Consider the following 15,325-nt stretch of genomic DNA (forward strand, 5'->3'; position numbering starts at 1 on the left):
GGCATGGTCATGAGCCGTGCACGCCGATCCGATAACTGGGGCTTCCCCCGCTGGGGCGGGTACGGTGGCACGCGCGAGGCGGTGACGGTGCGGCTCTGCGACCGCACGGGCTGCAATGAAAAGGGCGATTGCCCCGCTCCGAAGAGCCCCAGCAGCCCGGACCGCTGGTATTTCTGCCAGAAGCATGCCGCAGAATATAACGCCGGGTGGGACTATTTCGCCGGGCTCGATGCCGAAGAGGCAGCCGAGCGCGAAAAGGCGGAACGCCAGACTCACGAAGGCTACCAGGAATCGGCGCACTATGGCTGGGCTGGCTCTGGCGATGGCACCCGCAGCCGCGACGAGCTTCGCGCGCTCGAGGTGCTGGGGCTGGGGACCGATGCCGATTTCGATGCGGTGAAGAAGGCCTGGCGGTCGAAGGCCAAGGAAGTCCACCCCGACGTCAAACCGGGGGACGAGGTTGCCGCCAAGGCCTTCCAGGCGATCCAGCTGGCCTACGAAGTGCTGCGCGCCGCCGAAGAACGGCGCGAGTGGAAGGGCTGAGGGCTCAGGCTTCCTCGGGCAGCTTCTCGTTACGGCCGAGCAGCAAGAGCAGCAGCGAACCAAGGATCACGCCCACGCCGGTGACCAGCAGGAAGACCACGAAGTTCCCCGTCTTGGCCAGGGTAAAGCCCAGGAATGCCGCACCGATCGAGGTGGAGAACGAGGTGATGGCAGTGATCAGGCCCATCACCGAGGAATAGACCCCCACACCGAACCGCCGGGCAACGAGAAAGGCCACGACATCGCCTTCCGCGCCGAAGGTGAAGCCGATGAAGTAAACCGACAGCAGCAGCAGGACATGGGCATCCATGCTGCTTGCGATGAAGAACAGGCCGATGCTGGGCAGGGCCATGGTCAGGAAGGCCACGCGATAGGGGTTCATCCGGTCGATCGCGAAACCGGCGATCAGCCGCCCCGAAAGCTGGCCCAGCAACAGCGCGATGGTGGCCTGCCCCATCATCATCCCGGTCATGCCGTTTTCAAGGATCAGGTTCTTGAGCTGCGCCTGCGGAATGGTCTGCGGCAGGTTGCACAGCAGCATCGATGCGCCCAGCATCCAGAAGGCGGGATTGCGGAAGATCATCGGGTAATCGTCACGCGCGCGCCGTTTCGTGCTGGCAACGCCGTGGCTCTTCGATCCTGGCGGGATCAGCAGGAAGGTGACGATGCCGGCCACCACGGCGAACATCGCAAGGAACTGGTAGCCGTCGCGCCAGCCCTGCGTTTCGACGATGGAATTGAGGATCGGGCCGACGATCATGCCGAAAAGCGCCGGGCCGGATGCGACAATGGCAAGCGCCATGCCGCGCGATTTCTGGATATATTGCACGGCGAGACGGCAGAAGACCGTGGCGGTCGTGGTCATGCCGATCACGCCCTGGGCAACGAACAACATGCTGTAGGTGCCGATCGAGCCATCCATCAGGCTGAGCAGCAGGTAGATCACCGGCATGGCGACCATGCCGATCAGCGCGGTCATCCGCACGCCCAACACGTCTGCCAGGCGTCCGACGAAGGGCAGGACCAGCGAGGAAAACAGCCCCAGGGTGCCGACATAGGCAAAATCGGAGGGAGACCAGCCGTTGCTCTTGATCAGAGAGGGAGCCATCGTGCTGATGACCGTGCCGGCGAGCGACATGCCCGTGCCGACCCCGATGGTTGCGGCCAGCAGCGGGCGCCAGTTATCGCGCAATTCGCGGACGTAGGTCATGCAGTGGTCTCTCCCAGCCGGACGGCCCGCAGCCGCCCTTGCGCGCCTGTCTCTGCGATTGCCTCTTCCGGGTCAACTGCGCCACCAATCGCCGGAGCGGTTTGCTCCCGCCAATTGTCAGACGGCGGCAAGCGCCTGTTCGAAGTCCGCGATCAGGTCGTCGGCGTCCTCGATGCCCACGGATATCCGCACGAGGTTGTCGGTGATGCCCAGTTGCGCCTTGCGCTCGTCGGGCACGGAAAGGTGGGTCATGCTCGCCGGGTGGCTGGCCAGGGTTTCGGTGCCGCCCAGGCTGACCGCGAGCTTGGCGATCTTCAGCGCATCAAGGAAGCGGAAGCATTCTGCCTCGCCGCCCTTGATGAACACGGAAAAGGTGCTGCCTGCGCCGCTGCAGTGGCGGCGGAAGATGTCTGCCTGCGCCGGATCGTCGATCATGCCGAGATAGCCCAGCCCTTCCACCTTCGGATGCTGCCTGAGGAAGGCGCAGACCTTCGCCGCGTTCTCCCCCGAGCGGGTCATGCGCAGTTCCACCGTCTCGAGGCTGCGCAGCAGCATCCACGAGGTATTGGGATCGAGGATTGTGCCCATGGTGTTGCGCAGCATGCGTACCGGATCCATCCAGCGCTTTGCGCCCGAAAGCCCGCCTGCCACGAGATCGGAATGGCCGCCGGCATATTTGGTCAGCGAATAGACAACCACGTCCGCACCCTGCCTCAGCGGTTGCTGCCACAGCGGGCCGAGGAAGGTGTTGTCGATCGCGATCGGCACATCGGCGCCTAGCACTGCATTGCGCGCGGCATTTACCGCCTCCACGTCTACCAGCGCGTTCGTCGGGTTTGCCGGGCTTTCCAGATAGACCATGGCGACCCTGCTGCCCTGATCTTCCGCCAGCTGCCTGCCCTTTTGCAGCGCCGCCTCGATTTCTCCCTGCGCGGCCCCGGCCGGAAAATCGACATAGCCAATGCCGAAACGCGAAAGCGTCTTTGCAATGAACCCCTCGGTCGCGGCATAAAGCGGGCCGGAATGGACGATGACGTCGCCTTGGTTGCAGAAGGCCAGCAGCAGGGTGGCAATGGCCGACATCCCGCTGGAGAACACCAGCGCATCCTCTGCACCGTCCCAGACGGCCAGGCGATCTTCGAGAATCTCCTGGTTCGGGCCGTTGAAGCGGGAATAGACCAGTCCTTCGGCCCCGCCGGGCCGCTTGCCGGTAATGCCTTCGAAGAACCGCTTGCCCTCAGCCGCACTGGGAAAGGCGAAGGTGGAGGTAAGGAAGATCGGCGGCTTCAGCGACCCTTCCGACAAAGTGGGGTCATAGCCGTGACCCATCATCAGGGTGGAAGGCTTGAGCGGCCGATCGCCGATCGTGGTGACCTGGGCCTTGGGCTTGCGGCGGGGGGTAGGGGGAACGGACATGGTTTCTTGTGTAACCTTTTCCCGACGCCATGGCGAGGAGGAATTGCCCGTCCCGCGTCAGACCACCGCGTGGACCATCCAGACCACCCCGACGATCAGGAACACACCGGCAAGATCGAGCGCGAGCCCGGCCTTCACCACGCGGCCGAGCGCGACGTGCCCGGTGCCCCAGGCAATCGCGTTCGGCCCGGTGCCAGCCGGCAACATGAAGCCCCAGGTGGAAGCAATCGCAGCCGGCAGGGCCAGCAGGATCGGATCGCCACCCAGCGCCACTACCAGCGCCGCGACGACCGGCATGATGCCGCTGGCCGTCGCGATGTTGCTGGCAAATTCGGTGATAAGGATGACGAAGGCCACCAGCGCCAGTGCCACCACCGGGAGCGGCACCGATTTCAGCGGCAGCAGCATCTCGCCCATCCAGGCGGCAAGGCCGGATTCGGTCATGCCCATGGCCAGTGCCAGCCCCCCGCCGAACATCAGCACCACGTCCCAGGGCGCGCGATTGGCTTCGCGCCACAGCAGCATCGGGCGACCGGTCCCGTCGGGCAGGACGAACAGGACAAGGCCCGCAATGGCGGCGATGGTGCCGTCGGTCAGGCCGCCCTTGGGGAACAGCCCCTCAAGCCAGGGCTGAGCAATCCAGGCACCCATTGCCAGCACGAAAACCGGCAGCAGCCTGCGTTCCGGCGTGCTCCAGATGGTCGCCTGCGCAATAGCCGCGCGCGCGGCGGCCGGATCGAAGGTGTCATGCCTGAGGTTCTGGACACGGGCGATGATGAAGGCGGCCAGCGGCACGGCGATCAGCACGATCGGCATGCCGTAGATGCTCCATTCAAGGAAGGTGATCTTCACGCCCAGTGCCTTGTCGATCAGTCCGACGGCGATGGCATTGGTCGGCGTGCCGATCAGCGTGCCGAGGCCGCCGATCGATGCGGCAAAGGCGATGCCCATCGGCAGGGCGCCGGCGATGCCCTCGGTCTCGCCCTCCTTCACGCCGCCCGCAGCCAGCATGGCCAGCGCCATGGGCATCATGATCAGGGCAGTGGAGGTGTTGGAAATGACTGAGGACAGCAGCGCCGTCGCCATCATCACCCCCAGCAGCAATTGCCACGGCTTTGCCCCGGCCAGGCCCATGATGAACAGCGCCAGCCGTCGGTGCAGGCCGGTCCGCTCGATTGCCAGGGCCAGGAAGGCGCCGGCGATGAACAGGAACATGATCGGCGAATAATAGGCCGACGCCGTCTTGTTGGCATCGGCCACTCCCACCAGCGGCAGGACGATGAAAGGCAGGATTGCCGTGGCATAGAGCGGCAGCGCCTCGGTCATCCACCAGACCGCCATCCACCAGACGAGGCCAGCTGCGGGCCATGCCGCATCGGGCATCGATCCGGGCGGCGGCACCAGCAAGGTCAGGATGAAACCGGCCAGGCCAAGCCAGAAGCCGATCCTTCGCGTCGTCATTCCTGCCCCCTTGCACTGCACGCTTGGTGAAAATCGCTTTCCGGCCTAGCCTTATCGCCTGACAGGCGAAAGGGAAGCCACCCGATGAGCGAGGCTGACAGCAGCGGTGCAGGAAGGGTGCTGGGGATCGGCGGATTGTTCTTCCGGTCGCCGGATCCGGAGCGGCTTTCGGCCTGGTATCGCGCGCACCTGGGCGTTGGTGCGGGCTGTTCGGGCACCGGCGAGCCCGCCGGCGAGTGGACGTGGAAGGCCGCGGGCGGGGATACCGTCTTCGTCCCGTTCCGGCAGGACAGCGATTACTTCGCCGCCGACAAGGCGTTCATGATCAACTTGCGGGTAAGCGGCATCGATGCCCTCGTCGACCGGCGGGAAGCGGCAGGCATCATGGCCGAGCGGCGTGCCGAATGGGACGATCCCGCAGTCGGGCGATTCGCCCGGATCCATGATCCGGACGGCAACGCCATCGAATTGTGGGAACCCCCGGCCAGCTGACCGGGGGCAGGCCGGATCACTTCGGTGAAATGACCATCAGCATCTGGCGGCCTTCCATGCGGGGATAGGCCTCAATCTTGGCGATTTCCGCCGTGTCTTCCTGCACCCGGCGCAGCAGGTTCATGCCGAGCTGCTGGTGGGCCAGTTCGCGACCGCGGAAGCGCAGGGTGACCTTGACCTTGTCGCCCTCGCCGATGAACTTGTGGATCGCCTTCATCTTCGTATCATAGTCATGATCGTCGATGTTCGGACGCATCTTGATCTCCTTGATCTCCTGCGTCTTCTGGGTCTTGCGGGCGAGGTTGGCCTTCTTCTGAGCCTCGTAGCGGAACTTGCCGACATCGAGGAACTTGCAGACCGGCGGATCGGCGTTGGGCGAAACCTCTACCAGGTCAAGGCCGACATCGGCCGCCTGCTCGATTGCTTCGCGGGTGTACATGACGCCAATGTTTTCACCGTTCTCATCGATCACGCGGACCTTGTCCGACTGGATGAGGTGATTGTAGCGCGGCCCGCTCTTTACTGGGGGCTGCAGCATGCGCCGGGGTGGGGGAGCTATAGTCTGATCTCCTGTAATTGCTCTTTGGGCGCGCTCTTAAAGCGAATCACCGCCTTGGGGAAGCGGCGATTTCATGCAGCTTCCACTTCCACGGTTTCCTCACCGGCAGCTTCGAGCAGGGTTGCCTCCACCTCTTTGATGCGACCGGCGTGTTCCAGTTTCTCGCCGAGCAGGTCCGTGACGTAGAATGTGTCGACCGCGCGTTCGCCATAAGTGGCGATATGGGCGGAATGGACGATCAGGCGCGCCTCGAACAGCGCGCGGGCAAGGCGATTGAGGAGGGCGGGGCGGTCCCGCGCCGCCACCTCGATCACGGTAAAGCGGTTGGAGGCCTTGTTGTCGAAGGCAACACCGGGGCGCACGGTAAAGGCCTCGGCGCGCGGGCGGGCAAGTGGCCGGGCGGCAAGGCGCGGCACCAGCTTCACCCGGTTGGCCAGGGCATCGGCAATCATCGTTTCGATGCGCTTGAGCTGGTCGCCTTCGCTGAACGGGCGGCCCAGCGGATCCTGCACGAGGAAATTGTCCACCGCCACGCCGTTCTTCGCGGTGTGGATGCGCGCATCGATGATGTTGCCGCCGGCAAGGTGGATGCCGCCCGCGATGCGATAGAACAGCCCCGGATGGTCGGCGGCGATCACCGTGACGAGCGTTGCCCCGCGCGCGGCGTAGTATTCGCAGGCCACGTGCAGCGCGGCGCCCTTCGATGCCTCAAGCTGGCGGACGTTCCAGGCGATGATGTCTTCGGGTTCGGCAATCCAGTAGGCATCGCCAAGTTGCTTGCCAACGGAATCGACCAGCTTGCCCTGCTTGCCCAGCAGCTCGCGGACCTTGTCCTTCTTGCGCGCCACGCGTTCGCTGCGGCCGTGCTGCGCATGGCCCAGCCGCAGCCGTTCCTCCGACGCCTCGTAAAGATCGCCCAGCAGCTGGCGCTTCCAGCTGTTCCAGGTGGTGGGGCCGACCGCGCGGATATCGACGATCGTCAGCAGGGTCAGCTGGCGCAGGTTCTCGATCGACTGCACGACCTCGACGAAATCGGTGATCGTCTTCCAGTCGGCAAGATCGCGACGGAAGGCGGTGTCGCTCATCATCAGGTGATGGCGCACCAGCCAAGAGACGAGTTCCGTCTCGCCGGCATCGAGGCCGAAGCGCGGGCAAAGCTTGCGCGCCACTTCGGCACCAAGCACCGAATGGTCCCCGCCGCGCCCCTTGGCGATATCGTGCAGCAGCACCGCGCAATAGGTGACCCGGCGCGAGCGGATCTGCGGCAGCAGCCGGGTGGCAAGAGGGTGGTCTTCCTTGCGCTCGCCCCGCTCGATCTGCGCCAGCAGGCCGATGGCGCGGATCGTGTGCTCGTCCACCGTATAGTGGTGGTACATGTCGAACTGCATCTGCGCGTTGACCCGGCCGAAATCGGGCACGAAGCGGCCGAAGACGTCCGCCTCGTTCATCCAGCGCAGGACGGTTTCCGGGTCATTGCGGCTGGTCAGCAGGTCAAGGAACAGGGCATTGGCGCGCGGATCGGCGCGCACGGCAGCGTCGATCAGCTTGGCGTCGCGGGCCGCCCGGCGCATGGCCGAAGGGTGGATTTCCAGCCGGTGCGTATCGGCGAGGTGAAACAGCTCGATCAGGCGGACGGGATCCTTTTCGAACCAGTCGTCCGATGGCGTGTCGATCTTGCCGCCGAATACGCGCCAGCCACCTGCCAGTGTGCGCGAGCGGGCGCGGAACCCGGCGAGCAGGCCCTTGGGCTGCTTGCGGGCGAACTGCTCGTCCAGCTGGGCCAGGAACAGGCCGCTCAAGGCCCCCACGCGCTTTGCCTGGAGGAAGAAGTACTGCATGAACCGCTCGACCGCGCTCTTGCCCGGGCGGTCGGCAAAGCCCATGCGGGCGGCAACCTCGCGCTGGAGGTCGAAGGTCAGGCGGTCCTCGGCGCGGTTGGTGATGGTGTGCAGGTGGCAGCGCACCGCCCAGAAGAAGGTCTCCGCCCGCTTGAACGCGCGGTATTCCGTTGCCGTCAGCAGCCCGACATCGACCAGCTCGGAAGCGCTGCGCACCTTGTGGATGTACTTGCCGATCCAGTAGAGCGTGTGCAGGTCACGCAGCCCGCCCTTGCCTTCCTTGACATTGGGTTCGACGACGTAGCGGCTGTCGCCAAGACGCTTGTGCCGTTCGTTGCGCTCGACCAGCTTGTCGGTCACGTATTCGCGCTCGGTCCCGGCGACGACTTCGGCCCAGAACCGGCGGGTCGCCTCGTCGAACAGGTCCTGATCGCCCCAGACATAGCGCCCTTCCAGAAGCGCGGTGCGGATCGTCAGGTCGCTGCGCCCCATGCGCACCATGTCATCGAGGCTGCGGCTGGAATGGCCGACCTTCAGGCCCAGGTCCCACAGGAAATAGAGGATCGCCTCGATCACCTGCTCGCACCAGGGGGTCTGCTTGCCGGGCGTCAGGAAGCCAATGTCCACGTCCGAATGCGGCGCCATCTCGCCCCGGCCATAGCCGCCCACCGCCATCACGGTGATACGCTCGCCAGTGGAACGGTTGCTCGCGCGGTAGACATCGCCCACCACGTGATCGTGGATCACCCGCACCAGCTGGTCGACGAGGAAGGCTTGTGCCGTGGCGCATTCGTTGCCGGCAGATGGCTTCTCAGCCAGCCGCCTGGCGATTTCCGCCCGCCCGGATTTCATCGCCTCGCGCAGCAGTTCCACCACCCGCTGGCGCGCGCGCTCCGCCCCTTGTTCGGCGACCTTGTCGGCAATGGCGGCGGCAAGCGCGCGCCGGTCGATGATGGCGCGCTGGTTGGCAATGCGTTGAAACGTCAAGGGTCGGGTCCGTAAAGATTCAGCGCCCGTTCCATTGAGCCGCATAGCGCGCCTTGAGGCTGCGCTTGTCGACCTTTTCGGTACCGAGCCGCGGCAGTCTATCCGATTCCCGCCAGAAACGCACCGGTATCTTGAAGGCGGCGAGCCGTGCGCCCAGGAATTCGCGCAGGTCGTCTTCGGAAACGTCGGCTCCGGGGTGCGTCACGTAGACCGCCACCGGCTGTTCGCCCAGCCGTTCGTCCGGCAGGCCGAACACGCTTGCTTCGGCAAGGCCTGGATGGTCGTAGAGCGCGGCCTCCACCTCGCTTGCGGTGATGTTCTCGCCGCCGCGAATGATGATGTCCTTCTTGCGATCGACGATGAACAGGTAGCCATCCTCGTCCAGATAGCCGAGGTCGCCCGACAGGAACCAGCCGTCTTCGGTAAGGCAGGCACGGGTCGCCTCCTCGTTGCGCCAGTAGCCAAGGAAGTTGCAGACCGAGCGGATCGCCACTTCGCCGACGGCACCGGGGCCGAGCGGCTGGCGGGCATCGTCGAGGATCGCAAGGTCCACCAGCGGCTTGCTCGCAGGGCCCGTGGAGTTGGGCTTGTCGAGGTAGTTTTCGTTGAAATTGCCGCAGCCCACGGCATTGGTTTCGGTAAGCCCATAACCCAGGATGGGATAGCCGGTTGGCAAGGCATCGCGGATGGCGCGCACATGGCTTGCCGGGCGCGGCGCGCCGCCCGCGGCGAAGTGGAAGCAGGTTGAAAGGTCAAACCTGCCGCGATCGGGATGCATGGCGATCTCGTGGCTCATCAGCGGCACGCCGATGAAATAGCTTACCTGTTCGCGCTCGATCAGCCGCATGGCCTCCACCGCGTCCCAGCGCGGCATGATCACCAGCTTGCGCCCGGTGATCATGCTTTGCAGCATCAGCGGGATTTCGCCGGTCACATGGAACAGCGGCACGGCCACCAGCGCGGCGGGCTGCCGGTCCGGCACCTGGCCAAGCCCCGCGTGGTACGTGTAAAGCATCAGCGTCTGCGCGGCGAAGTTGATCGTTGCCTGCACCACGGCGCGATGGTCCGATACCGCGCCCTTGGACTGTCCGGTCGAACCGGAGGTGAACAGGATCGTGGCAAGATCGTCCCCGCGCAGAGCCGGCAGGGTGGCCTCGCCCGAACCGAGCAGGCAGGCCAGCCCTTCGCGCGGATCGCCGTGGTCAAACAGCAAGACCTCTCCGCCGTGGTCGATCGCCTCAAGCCGTGCGGCCCGCGAGGCATCGGCAAGGATCAGGCGGCAATCGGCCAGCCGGATGCCGCCAGCCAGTTCCTCGCCGGTCCACCAGCCGTTGAGCAGCGCGACGCAGCCACCCGCGAAGAGCACGCCCATGTAGGCGATGATCCAGTTTGCCGAATTGCGCGCGGCAATGCCCACGCGCTCTCCGCGCTGCAGGCCATGGCGGTTGACCAGTCCTGCCCCCACCTCGCGGGCAAGGGCAAGGGTTTCCCCGAAGGTCAGCCGCAGCTCACCGTCGACGATGAAGTCCTTGGCCGCGTGGGCCGACCCATAGGCATCGAAAAGGGCGGGCAGGCTGGGCGGGGCGTTGCGGAACACCGTATAGGTCTGTCCGCGCACCTCCTGCGTGGCCGTTTCCAGCATGGCCCCCGGTGCGGTCAGGCCATCCATCACCTTGCGCAATGTAAGGTCGAGATCACTCGGCATGGTGCGCCGCTACATCCTTTCCCGCTGAACCTTCATTGTCCACAGCCTGTTCCCTCTCGGGCCAGCCTGTGCCAGAAGCATTTGTGCAACCGGTTCTAGGGGTTTGGCACCTTGCTGTCACTATTGCTTACCACTGCGGCGCAGCCGATCTACTTCGACGATCTGGGGCTGACGCGCGGGATCGATCTCGGCTTCTTCATGCTGCGCTGGTACAGCCTGGCTTACCTGGCCGGCATTGTCCTGGCCTATTGGCACACTTCGAAGGCGATCAAGACGGCCGGTGCCCCCCTTGCCCAGCGCCATGCCGACGACCTGTTCTTCTATTGCACGCTCGGCATCATCATCGGCGGCCGGCTTGGCTATGCCACGTTCTACGCTCCCGAGCTGTGGGCCAGCCCCGGCGATCTGGTGAAGCTGTGGGAAGGCGGGATGAGCTTCCATGGCGGCCTGCTCGGCGTGGTCGCCGCCTTTGCCTGGGTATCTTGGCGCGGCAAGCTGAACTTCCTGCGCGTGGCTGACTACGTCTCGGTCGCCGTGCCCTTCGGCATGCTGTTCGGGCGGCTGGCCAACTTCGTCAACGGTGAACTCTGGGGCCGCCCCGCCGGACCGGACGTGCCCTGGGCGATCGTATTCCCCGATGCCGGCCTTGAAGCGCGCCACCCCAGCCAGCTTTACGAGGCCGGGCTGGAAGGCCTGCTGCTGCTGCTGGTGATGATGTACCTTTTCTGGCGCACCCGCGCCCGCTTCCGCCCGGGCCTGCTTGCGGGCGTGTTCGCTGCGGGCATCGCGCTCGGCCGTTTTGTCGTCGAATTCTTCCGCGAGCCCGATGCCCAGCTTAAGGCCTTTGCCCAGTCGACCGGGTTGTCGATGGGCCAGTGGCTGACCGTTCCGCTGTTCCTGGCTGGCGTGTTCTTCATTGTTCGCGCCCTGAAGCGGCCCCCGCTCGGAACCGTTGCCCCGCCACCGCAATGACCCCGGACGCTTCGCTTTCCGCCATTTTCGAACGCCTGATCGGCCATTCCGGGCCGATCAGCGTGGCGCACTACATGGCCGAGGCGAACGCCCGCTACTATGCCTCCAAGGACCCGTTCGGCGAGGCGGGCGATTTCATCACCGCCCCCGAAATCAGCCAGATGTTCGGCGAACTGATCGGCCTGTGGCTGGCTGACATGTGGATCCGTGCCGGCCGGGAAGAGCCCGTGCACTATGTCGAACTGGGGCCTGGCCGCGGCACGCTTGCGCGCGATGCGCTTGCCGCGACGAAGCGCTATGGCCTGACCCCGCGGGTCCATTTCGTCGAAACGTCCACCCGGCTGAAGGATATTCAGCTCGCGACCATGCCCGATGCGATCTGGCATGACGATCTTTCCACCGTCCCCTTCCAGGGGCCGATCCTGCTGGTGGCGAACGAGTTTCTCGACGCCCTGCCGGTACGCCAGATGGTGAAGACGGGCGATGGCTGGCGCGAGCGGATGGTGGGCTTCCAGCAGGGCCGGTTCCTGCCCGTGGCGGGCCAGATGCCGATGGATGCCGCCGTGCCCGAGGCGCGCCGCGAGGCAGCGGAGGGGACGATCATCGAAACCTGCCCGGCAGCGGCCGCCATCGTCTATGAAGTCGCCGGGCGGCTGGTCGAACAGGGCGGCGCTGCGCTGTTCATCGATTACGGCACTGACACGATCCGCGACGGATCGACGCTGCAGGCGGTCCGCGCCCACCGCAAGGTCGATCCCTTCGCCGCACCGGGAGAAGCGGACCTTACGGCGCACGTGGATTTTGCTACGCTGGCCCCGATCGTCGAATCGCGGGGGTGCCGCTGGCTCGGCACGGTTCCGCAGGGCCGCTGGTTGCGCGCACTGGGGATCGAAGCCCGGGCTGAAGCGCTCGCCCAGTTCGCGCCGCAACATGCCGGGGCCGTGCGATCGGCCATGGACCGGCTGATCGGGGAGGGGCAGATGGGTTTGCTGTTCAAGGTATTCGGCATGGCCGCGCCGCGCTGGCCCGATGGAGCGGGCTTCTGACCGGAGGCACACCGCGCTATTCGATCTTCACCCGCTGCGTGCGGGCGGTGTTGTTATTCTTCTACCACCTGCAGGGATGGAAGCTGGAAGGCGGCGGGCCGCAATCGCGGCGCTGCATCATCATCGGCGCACCGCACACCACCAACTGGGATTTCATCTTCTTCGCCGGCGCCACGCACGAACTGGGCCTGCACGCCGGCTTCATGGGCAAGGACACGCTTTTCCGCTGGCCGATGGGGCGCTTCATGCGCGAAATGGGCGGGGTTCCCGTGGTGCGATCATCGCGCCAGAACTATGTCGAACAGATGATCGAGGCATTCCGCACCCGTGACGAGCTGATGCTGGTGATCGCGCCCGAAGGCACGCGCAAGCAGGCCCGGCGCTGGAAATCGGGCTTCTATCATATTGCCGTCGGCGCAGGGGTGCCGATCGTCCTGGGGTGGCTCGATTACAACACCCGTCGCGGCGGGCTGGGCCCGGAAATGATGATGACCGGCGATTACCCCGCCGATATGGCGCGCATCCGCGCCTTTTACGAAGAACGCCTGCCAGGCCATCCGCAACTGGCCGCGATTACCGCCGGAGACGAAAGCGATGACCGAGATCCTGCTCACCAACGCCGTGCTGATCGGCGCGCTCATGCTGGCGCTGTGCGCGCTGGCGGTGCGGATTGACGATGTTTCCTTCATCGATGCGGTCTGGGGGGCGGGCATGGCGCTGCTCGCCTTCTCGGCCTGGCTGCAACTGGGCGATCCGGGCCAGCGCGCCGGACTGATTTCCGCCATGGCGGTGATCTGGGGCCTGCGGCTTGGCCTGCACCTGCTGATCCGCTGGCGGGCGAGCGGGGAAGATCCGCGTTACAAGAAGATCCTCGCCCCCGCGCGCGAAGCGGGCCGCTATGGCCGCGGCGCCTTGCTGCGGGTTTTCCTGCCCCAGGCGGTGCTGCTTTGGATTACCTGCCTTCCCGCCCAGGCTGGCATCGCCGCCAGCGGTATCGCGCCGGCCGGCACGCTCGCCATGGCGGGTGCGGCGCTGTGGCTGATCGGCATGGTGTTCGAGACGGTGGGGGATTGGCAGCTGACGCGCTTCCGCGCCGATCCGGCAAACAAGGGCCGCGTGCTCGATACTGGCCTGTGGCGCTATACCCGCCACCCCAACTATTTCGGCGATGCCTGCGTCTGGTGGGGCATCTGGCTGGCGGCGGCGGAGGCTGGCTTGGGTGTGGCGCTTGGCACGCTTATCGGTCCGGTCTTCCTGACCTTCACGCTGACGCGCTGGTCGGGAAAGCCGCTGCTGGAACGCAGCCTGGTGCAGAACCGCCCCGGCTATGCGGAATACGTGGCGCGCACCTCGGGCTTCATCCCCTGGCCGCCGAAGCGGGGCTAGGCCTCAGTTCGCGACCGAAAGGTCGCTCGTGCGGCCAACCGGGGGCATCTGCCGCACCGGCTCGGCACGAATCCACGCTTCGAGCGCTTCCAGATCTTCCGCGCCGGTCACCGTCTCGGTTCCTTCGCGGAACATGGTGAAGCTGTCCCCGCCGGCAGACAGGAAGCTGTTCATCGTCACGCGATAGCGGCGGGCCGGATCGATCGGCTTGCCGTCCAGCGTCGCAGAAACCACGCGCTGGCCTTCGGGTCGCCGCGTGTCGTAGCGCATGGCAAAGCCTTGCGACGGTGCGAGCAATTGCACGAAGCCATCTGCATCGAACTGTTGTTCCAGCAGCTTCAGCAATTGCGCGCCGGTCATCGTCTTGGTCACCAGCGTGTTGCCGAAAGGCTGGGCGGCATAGATATCGGCAAAGCGTATCGATCCGTCGGCAGCAGGCGTGATCCCGGCCCGGATGCCCGAGGGGTTCATGAAGGCCACCTGCGCGCCTGCCGGACGGGTGGCAGCAAGCTGGGCATCGGCGATCAGGTTGCCGAAGCTCGATTCGATTGTCGAAGCCGGCTTGTCCGAACCGGCGGAGAGCTTGCCCACGGGCCGCTCCGCCACTTCGCGCGCGGCTGCGGCATAGCGCGCGACATAGGCGGCCATTGCCTGGTCGATCCCGCCCGTGGTGCTGCCATCGGCGCGGACCAGCACGTTGCGCGCTTCGGAGGAGAGGACCTTGCCGCGCTTCGGATCGACCTTCAGCGTCACGTCGGTAAGGAAGGTGCCGCCATAGCCGGCGCTGGTGACGAGGATTGGGCGCGAGGGATCGATCTTCGCATAGTCGCAGACGTAGAAGTTGTGCGTGTGGCCGGACAGGACAAGGTTCACGCGCGGATCGAGCCGCGACAGGATGCCCAGGAGCGGCCCGTTGATGCCCTCGCAGCCGGGCGCATCGTTCGGCCTTTCGCTGTAGAGCCCCTGATGGATGGCGACGACCAGCACGTCGGCGCCCTTGGCCACCAGCTCTGGCACCTGCGCGTTGATCGCATCGGCCTCGTCCGAGAATGCCAGCCCGTCGACACCGCTGGGGGTGACGAGGTTCGGCGTATCCTTCAGCGTCAGCCCGATCACCCCGATGGTCACCTTGGCCCCGGACTTGCGGATGGTCCGCAGGCCGGCCGCGGGAAACAGCGTTTCCCCGGTGCTTTTGGTGGTGACGTTGGCAGAGAGGAAGCGGAATTTCGCGCCCTTGAACTGCTCCACCTGACAGGGCTTGCGGATCGACAGCCGGGCGCAGCCGCCATCCTGCATGCGTCGCAGTTCCTGCCAGCCGCGATCGAATTCGTGGTTGCCCACTGCGTTGAAATCCAGCCCGATGGCATTCATCGCGTTGACCGACGGTTCATCGAGGAACAGCGAGGAGATCAGAGGGCTGGCGCTGATAAGGTCGCCGGCGGAAATCACCAGCGTATCGGGATCGCTGCGCCGGCGCTGGGCAATCGCGGCGGAAAGCGCCGCCGCGCCGCCGACCTGCACCTTCTCCTGCGTGCCGTCCGCCGATACCAGGGTGAAGGGCCGTCCGATCGGCTCGAGGTTGCCGTGGAAATCGTTGATACCGACGATTCGCACCGCCACCGGGCCTGCTGCCGGCCTGCTGCCGCTCGTCGCGCAGGCGGCGAGCAACAGGGTGGCTCCGAGCGCGGCGAACGGACGCAGGCTGCGCAT

The 15,325-nt window shown here is 65.6% G+C and carries 13 protein-coding genes; 6 read left to right on the forward strand and 7 right to left on the reverse strand.

The window, feature by feature from the left end:
- Positions 1–9: 9 nt before the first annotated feature.
- Positions 10–543, forward strand: coding sequence for a J domain-containing protein (locus C0V78_RS11585; RefSeq protein ID WP_101798339.1), 534 nt, complete (start codon positions 10–12; stop codon positions 541–543).
- Positions 544–547: 4 nt separating this feature from the next.
- Here C0V78_RS11585 and C0V78_RS11590 read toward each other — a convergent pair whose 3' ends face one another.
- The 3 genes from C0V78_RS11590 to C0V78_RS11600 form a co-directional block, all read right to left on the reverse strand.
- On the reverse strand, positions 548–1,753 hold the full coding sequence (locus tag C0V78_RS11590; protein WP_101797856.1) for an MFS transporter: 1,206 nt from the start codon (positions 1,751–1,753) through the stop codon (positions 548–550).
- A gap of 117 nt (positions 1,754–1,870) precedes the next feature.
- Positions 1,871–3,169 (reverse strand): cystathionine gamma-synthase family protein, encoded by a 1,299-nt coding sequence (locus C0V78_RS11595; RefSeq protein ID WP_101797857.1) that lies wholly within the window; start codon positions 3,167–3,169, stop codon positions 1,871–1,873.
- 57 nt (positions 3,170–3,226) lie between these two features.
- Positions 3,227–4,630, reverse strand: coding sequence for a DASS family sodium-coupled anion symporter (locus tag C0V78_RS11600; RefSeq protein WP_101797858.1), 1,404 nt, complete (start codon positions 4,628–4,630; stop codon positions 3,227–3,229).
- 84 nt (positions 4,631–4,714) lie between these two features.
- Between C0V78_RS11600 and C0V78_RS11605 the strand changes: the two genes are divergently transcribed.
- Positions 4,715–5,122 carry a VOC family protein gene (locus C0V78_RS11605; protein WP_101797859.1) on the forward strand — a complete coding sequence of 136 codons (408 nt, stop codon included), beginning with the start codon at positions 4,715–4,717 and terminating at the stop codon, positions 5,120–5,122.
- 16 nt (positions 5,123–5,138) lie between these two features.
- Here C0V78_RS11605 and infC read toward each other — a convergent pair whose 3' ends face one another.
- From infC to C0V78_RS11620, 3 genes are all read right to left on the reverse strand, one after another.
- Positions 5,139–5,660: a translation initiation factor IF-3 gene (gene infC, locus C0V78_RS11610; RefSeq protein ID WP_101797860.1), complete on the reverse strand. Its 522-nt coding sequence runs from the start codon at positions 5,658–5,660 to the stop codon at positions 5,139–5,141.
- 92 nt (positions 5,661–5,752) lie between these two features.
- A complete protein-coding gene (locus C0V78_RS11615) occupies positions 5,753–8,506 on the reverse strand; it encodes a [protein-PII] uridylyltransferase (RefSeq protein ID WP_101797861.1) in 2,754 nt (917 codons plus the stop codon).
- Between the two features lie 19 nt (positions 8,507–8,525).
- A complete protein-coding gene (locus C0V78_RS11620) occupies positions 8,526–10,211 on the reverse strand; it encodes a class I adenylate-forming enzyme family protein (RefSeq protein WP_101797862.1) in 1,686 nt (561 codons plus the stop codon).
- Positions 10,212–10,325: 114 nt separating this feature from the next.
- Between C0V78_RS11620 and lgt the strand changes: the two genes are divergently transcribed.
- Genes lgt through C0V78_RS11640 form a run of 4 tightly spaced genes read left to right on the forward strand, consistent with a single transcriptional unit; the run spans position 10,326 to position 13,615 of the window.
- Entirely contained in the window at positions 10,326–11,183 is an 858-nt protein-coding gene (lgt, locus tag C0V78_RS11625) for a prolipoprotein diacylglyceryl transferase (RefSeq protein ID WP_371514444.1), read from the forward strand.
- A complete protein-coding gene (locus C0V78_RS11630) occupies positions 11,180–12,229 on the forward strand; it encodes a class I SAM-dependent methyltransferase (RefSeq protein ID WP_101797864.1) in 1,050 nt (349 codons plus the stop codon). The genes lgt and C0V78_RS11630 overlap by 4 nt, the downstream gene beginning before the upstream one ends.
- A gap of 47 nt (positions 12,230–12,276) precedes the next feature.
- Entirely contained in the window at positions 12,277–12,903 is a 627-nt protein-coding gene (locus C0V78_RS11635) for a lysophospholipid acyltransferase family protein (RefSeq protein ID WP_254049902.1), read from the forward strand.
- Positions 12,824–13,615: a DUF1295 domain-containing protein gene (locus C0V78_RS11640; RefSeq protein ID WP_101797866.1), complete on the forward strand. Its 792-nt coding sequence runs from the start codon at positions 12,824–12,826 to the stop codon at positions 13,613–13,615. Before C0V78_RS11635 ends, C0V78_RS11640 begins: the two co-directional genes overlap by 80 nt.
- 3 nt (positions 13,616–13,618) lie before the next feature.
- On the opposite strand, the gene C0V78_RS11645 is transcribed toward C0V78_RS11640, so the two are convergent.
- Positions 13,619–15,325: a bifunctional UDP-sugar hydrolase/5'-nucleotidase gene (locus C0V78_RS11645; protein ID WP_101798340.1), complete on the reverse strand. Its 1,707-nt coding sequence runs from the start codon at positions 15,323–15,325 to the stop codon at positions 13,619–13,621.

The sequence above is a fragment of the Novosphingobium sp. TH158 genome, assembly GCF_002855555.1.
GTDB lineage: Bacteria > Pseudomonadota > Alphaproteobacteria > Sphingomonadales > Sphingomonadaceae > Novosphingobium.

What these genes read in the sequence shown, in the direction of transcription:
- C0V78_RS11595 (WP_101797857.1), bottom strand. Translation starts at nt 3,169, where the DNA reads ATGTCCGTTCCCCCTACCCCCCGCCGCAAGCCCAAGGCCCAGGTCACC.
- C0V78_RS11585 (WP_101798339.1), top strand. Translation starts at nt 10, where the DNA reads ATGAGCCGTGCACGCCGATCCGATAACTGGGGCTTCCCCCGCTGGGGC.
- C0V78_RS11645 (WP_101798340.1), bottom strand. Translation starts at nt 15,325, where the DNA reads ATGCGCAGCCTGCGTCCGTTCGCCGCGCTCGGAGCCACCCTGTTGCTC.
- C0V78_RS11605 (WP_101797859.1), top strand. Translation starts at nt 4,715, where the DNA reads ATGAGCGAGGCTGACAGCAGCGGTGCAGGAAGGGTGCTGGGGATCGGC.
- C0V78_RS11630 (WP_101797864.1), top strand. Translation starts at nt 11,180, where the DNA reads ATGACCCCGGACGCTTCGCTTTCCGCCATTTTCGAACGCCTGATCGGC.
- C0V78_RS11640 (WP_101797866.1), top strand. Translation starts at nt 12,824, where the DNA reads ATGACCGAGATCCTGCTCACCAACGCCGTGCTGATCGGCGCGCTCATG.
- C0V78_RS11620 (WP_101797862.1), bottom strand. Translation starts at nt 10,211, where the DNA reads ATGCCGAGTGATCTCGACCTTACATTGCGCAAGGTGATGGATGGCCTG.
- C0V78_RS11600 (WP_101797858.1), bottom strand. Translation starts at nt 4,630, where the DNA reads ATGACGACGCGAAGGATCGGCTTCTGGCTTGGCCTGGCCGGTTTCATC.
- C0V78_RS11590 (WP_101797856.1), bottom strand. Translation starts at nt 1,753, where the DNA reads ATGACCTACGTCCGCGAATTGCGCGATAACTGGCGCCCGCTGCTGGCC.
- infC (WP_101797860.1), bottom strand. Translation starts at nt 5,660, where the DNA reads ATGCTGCAGCCCCCAGTAAAGAGCGGGCCGCGCTACAATCACCTCATC.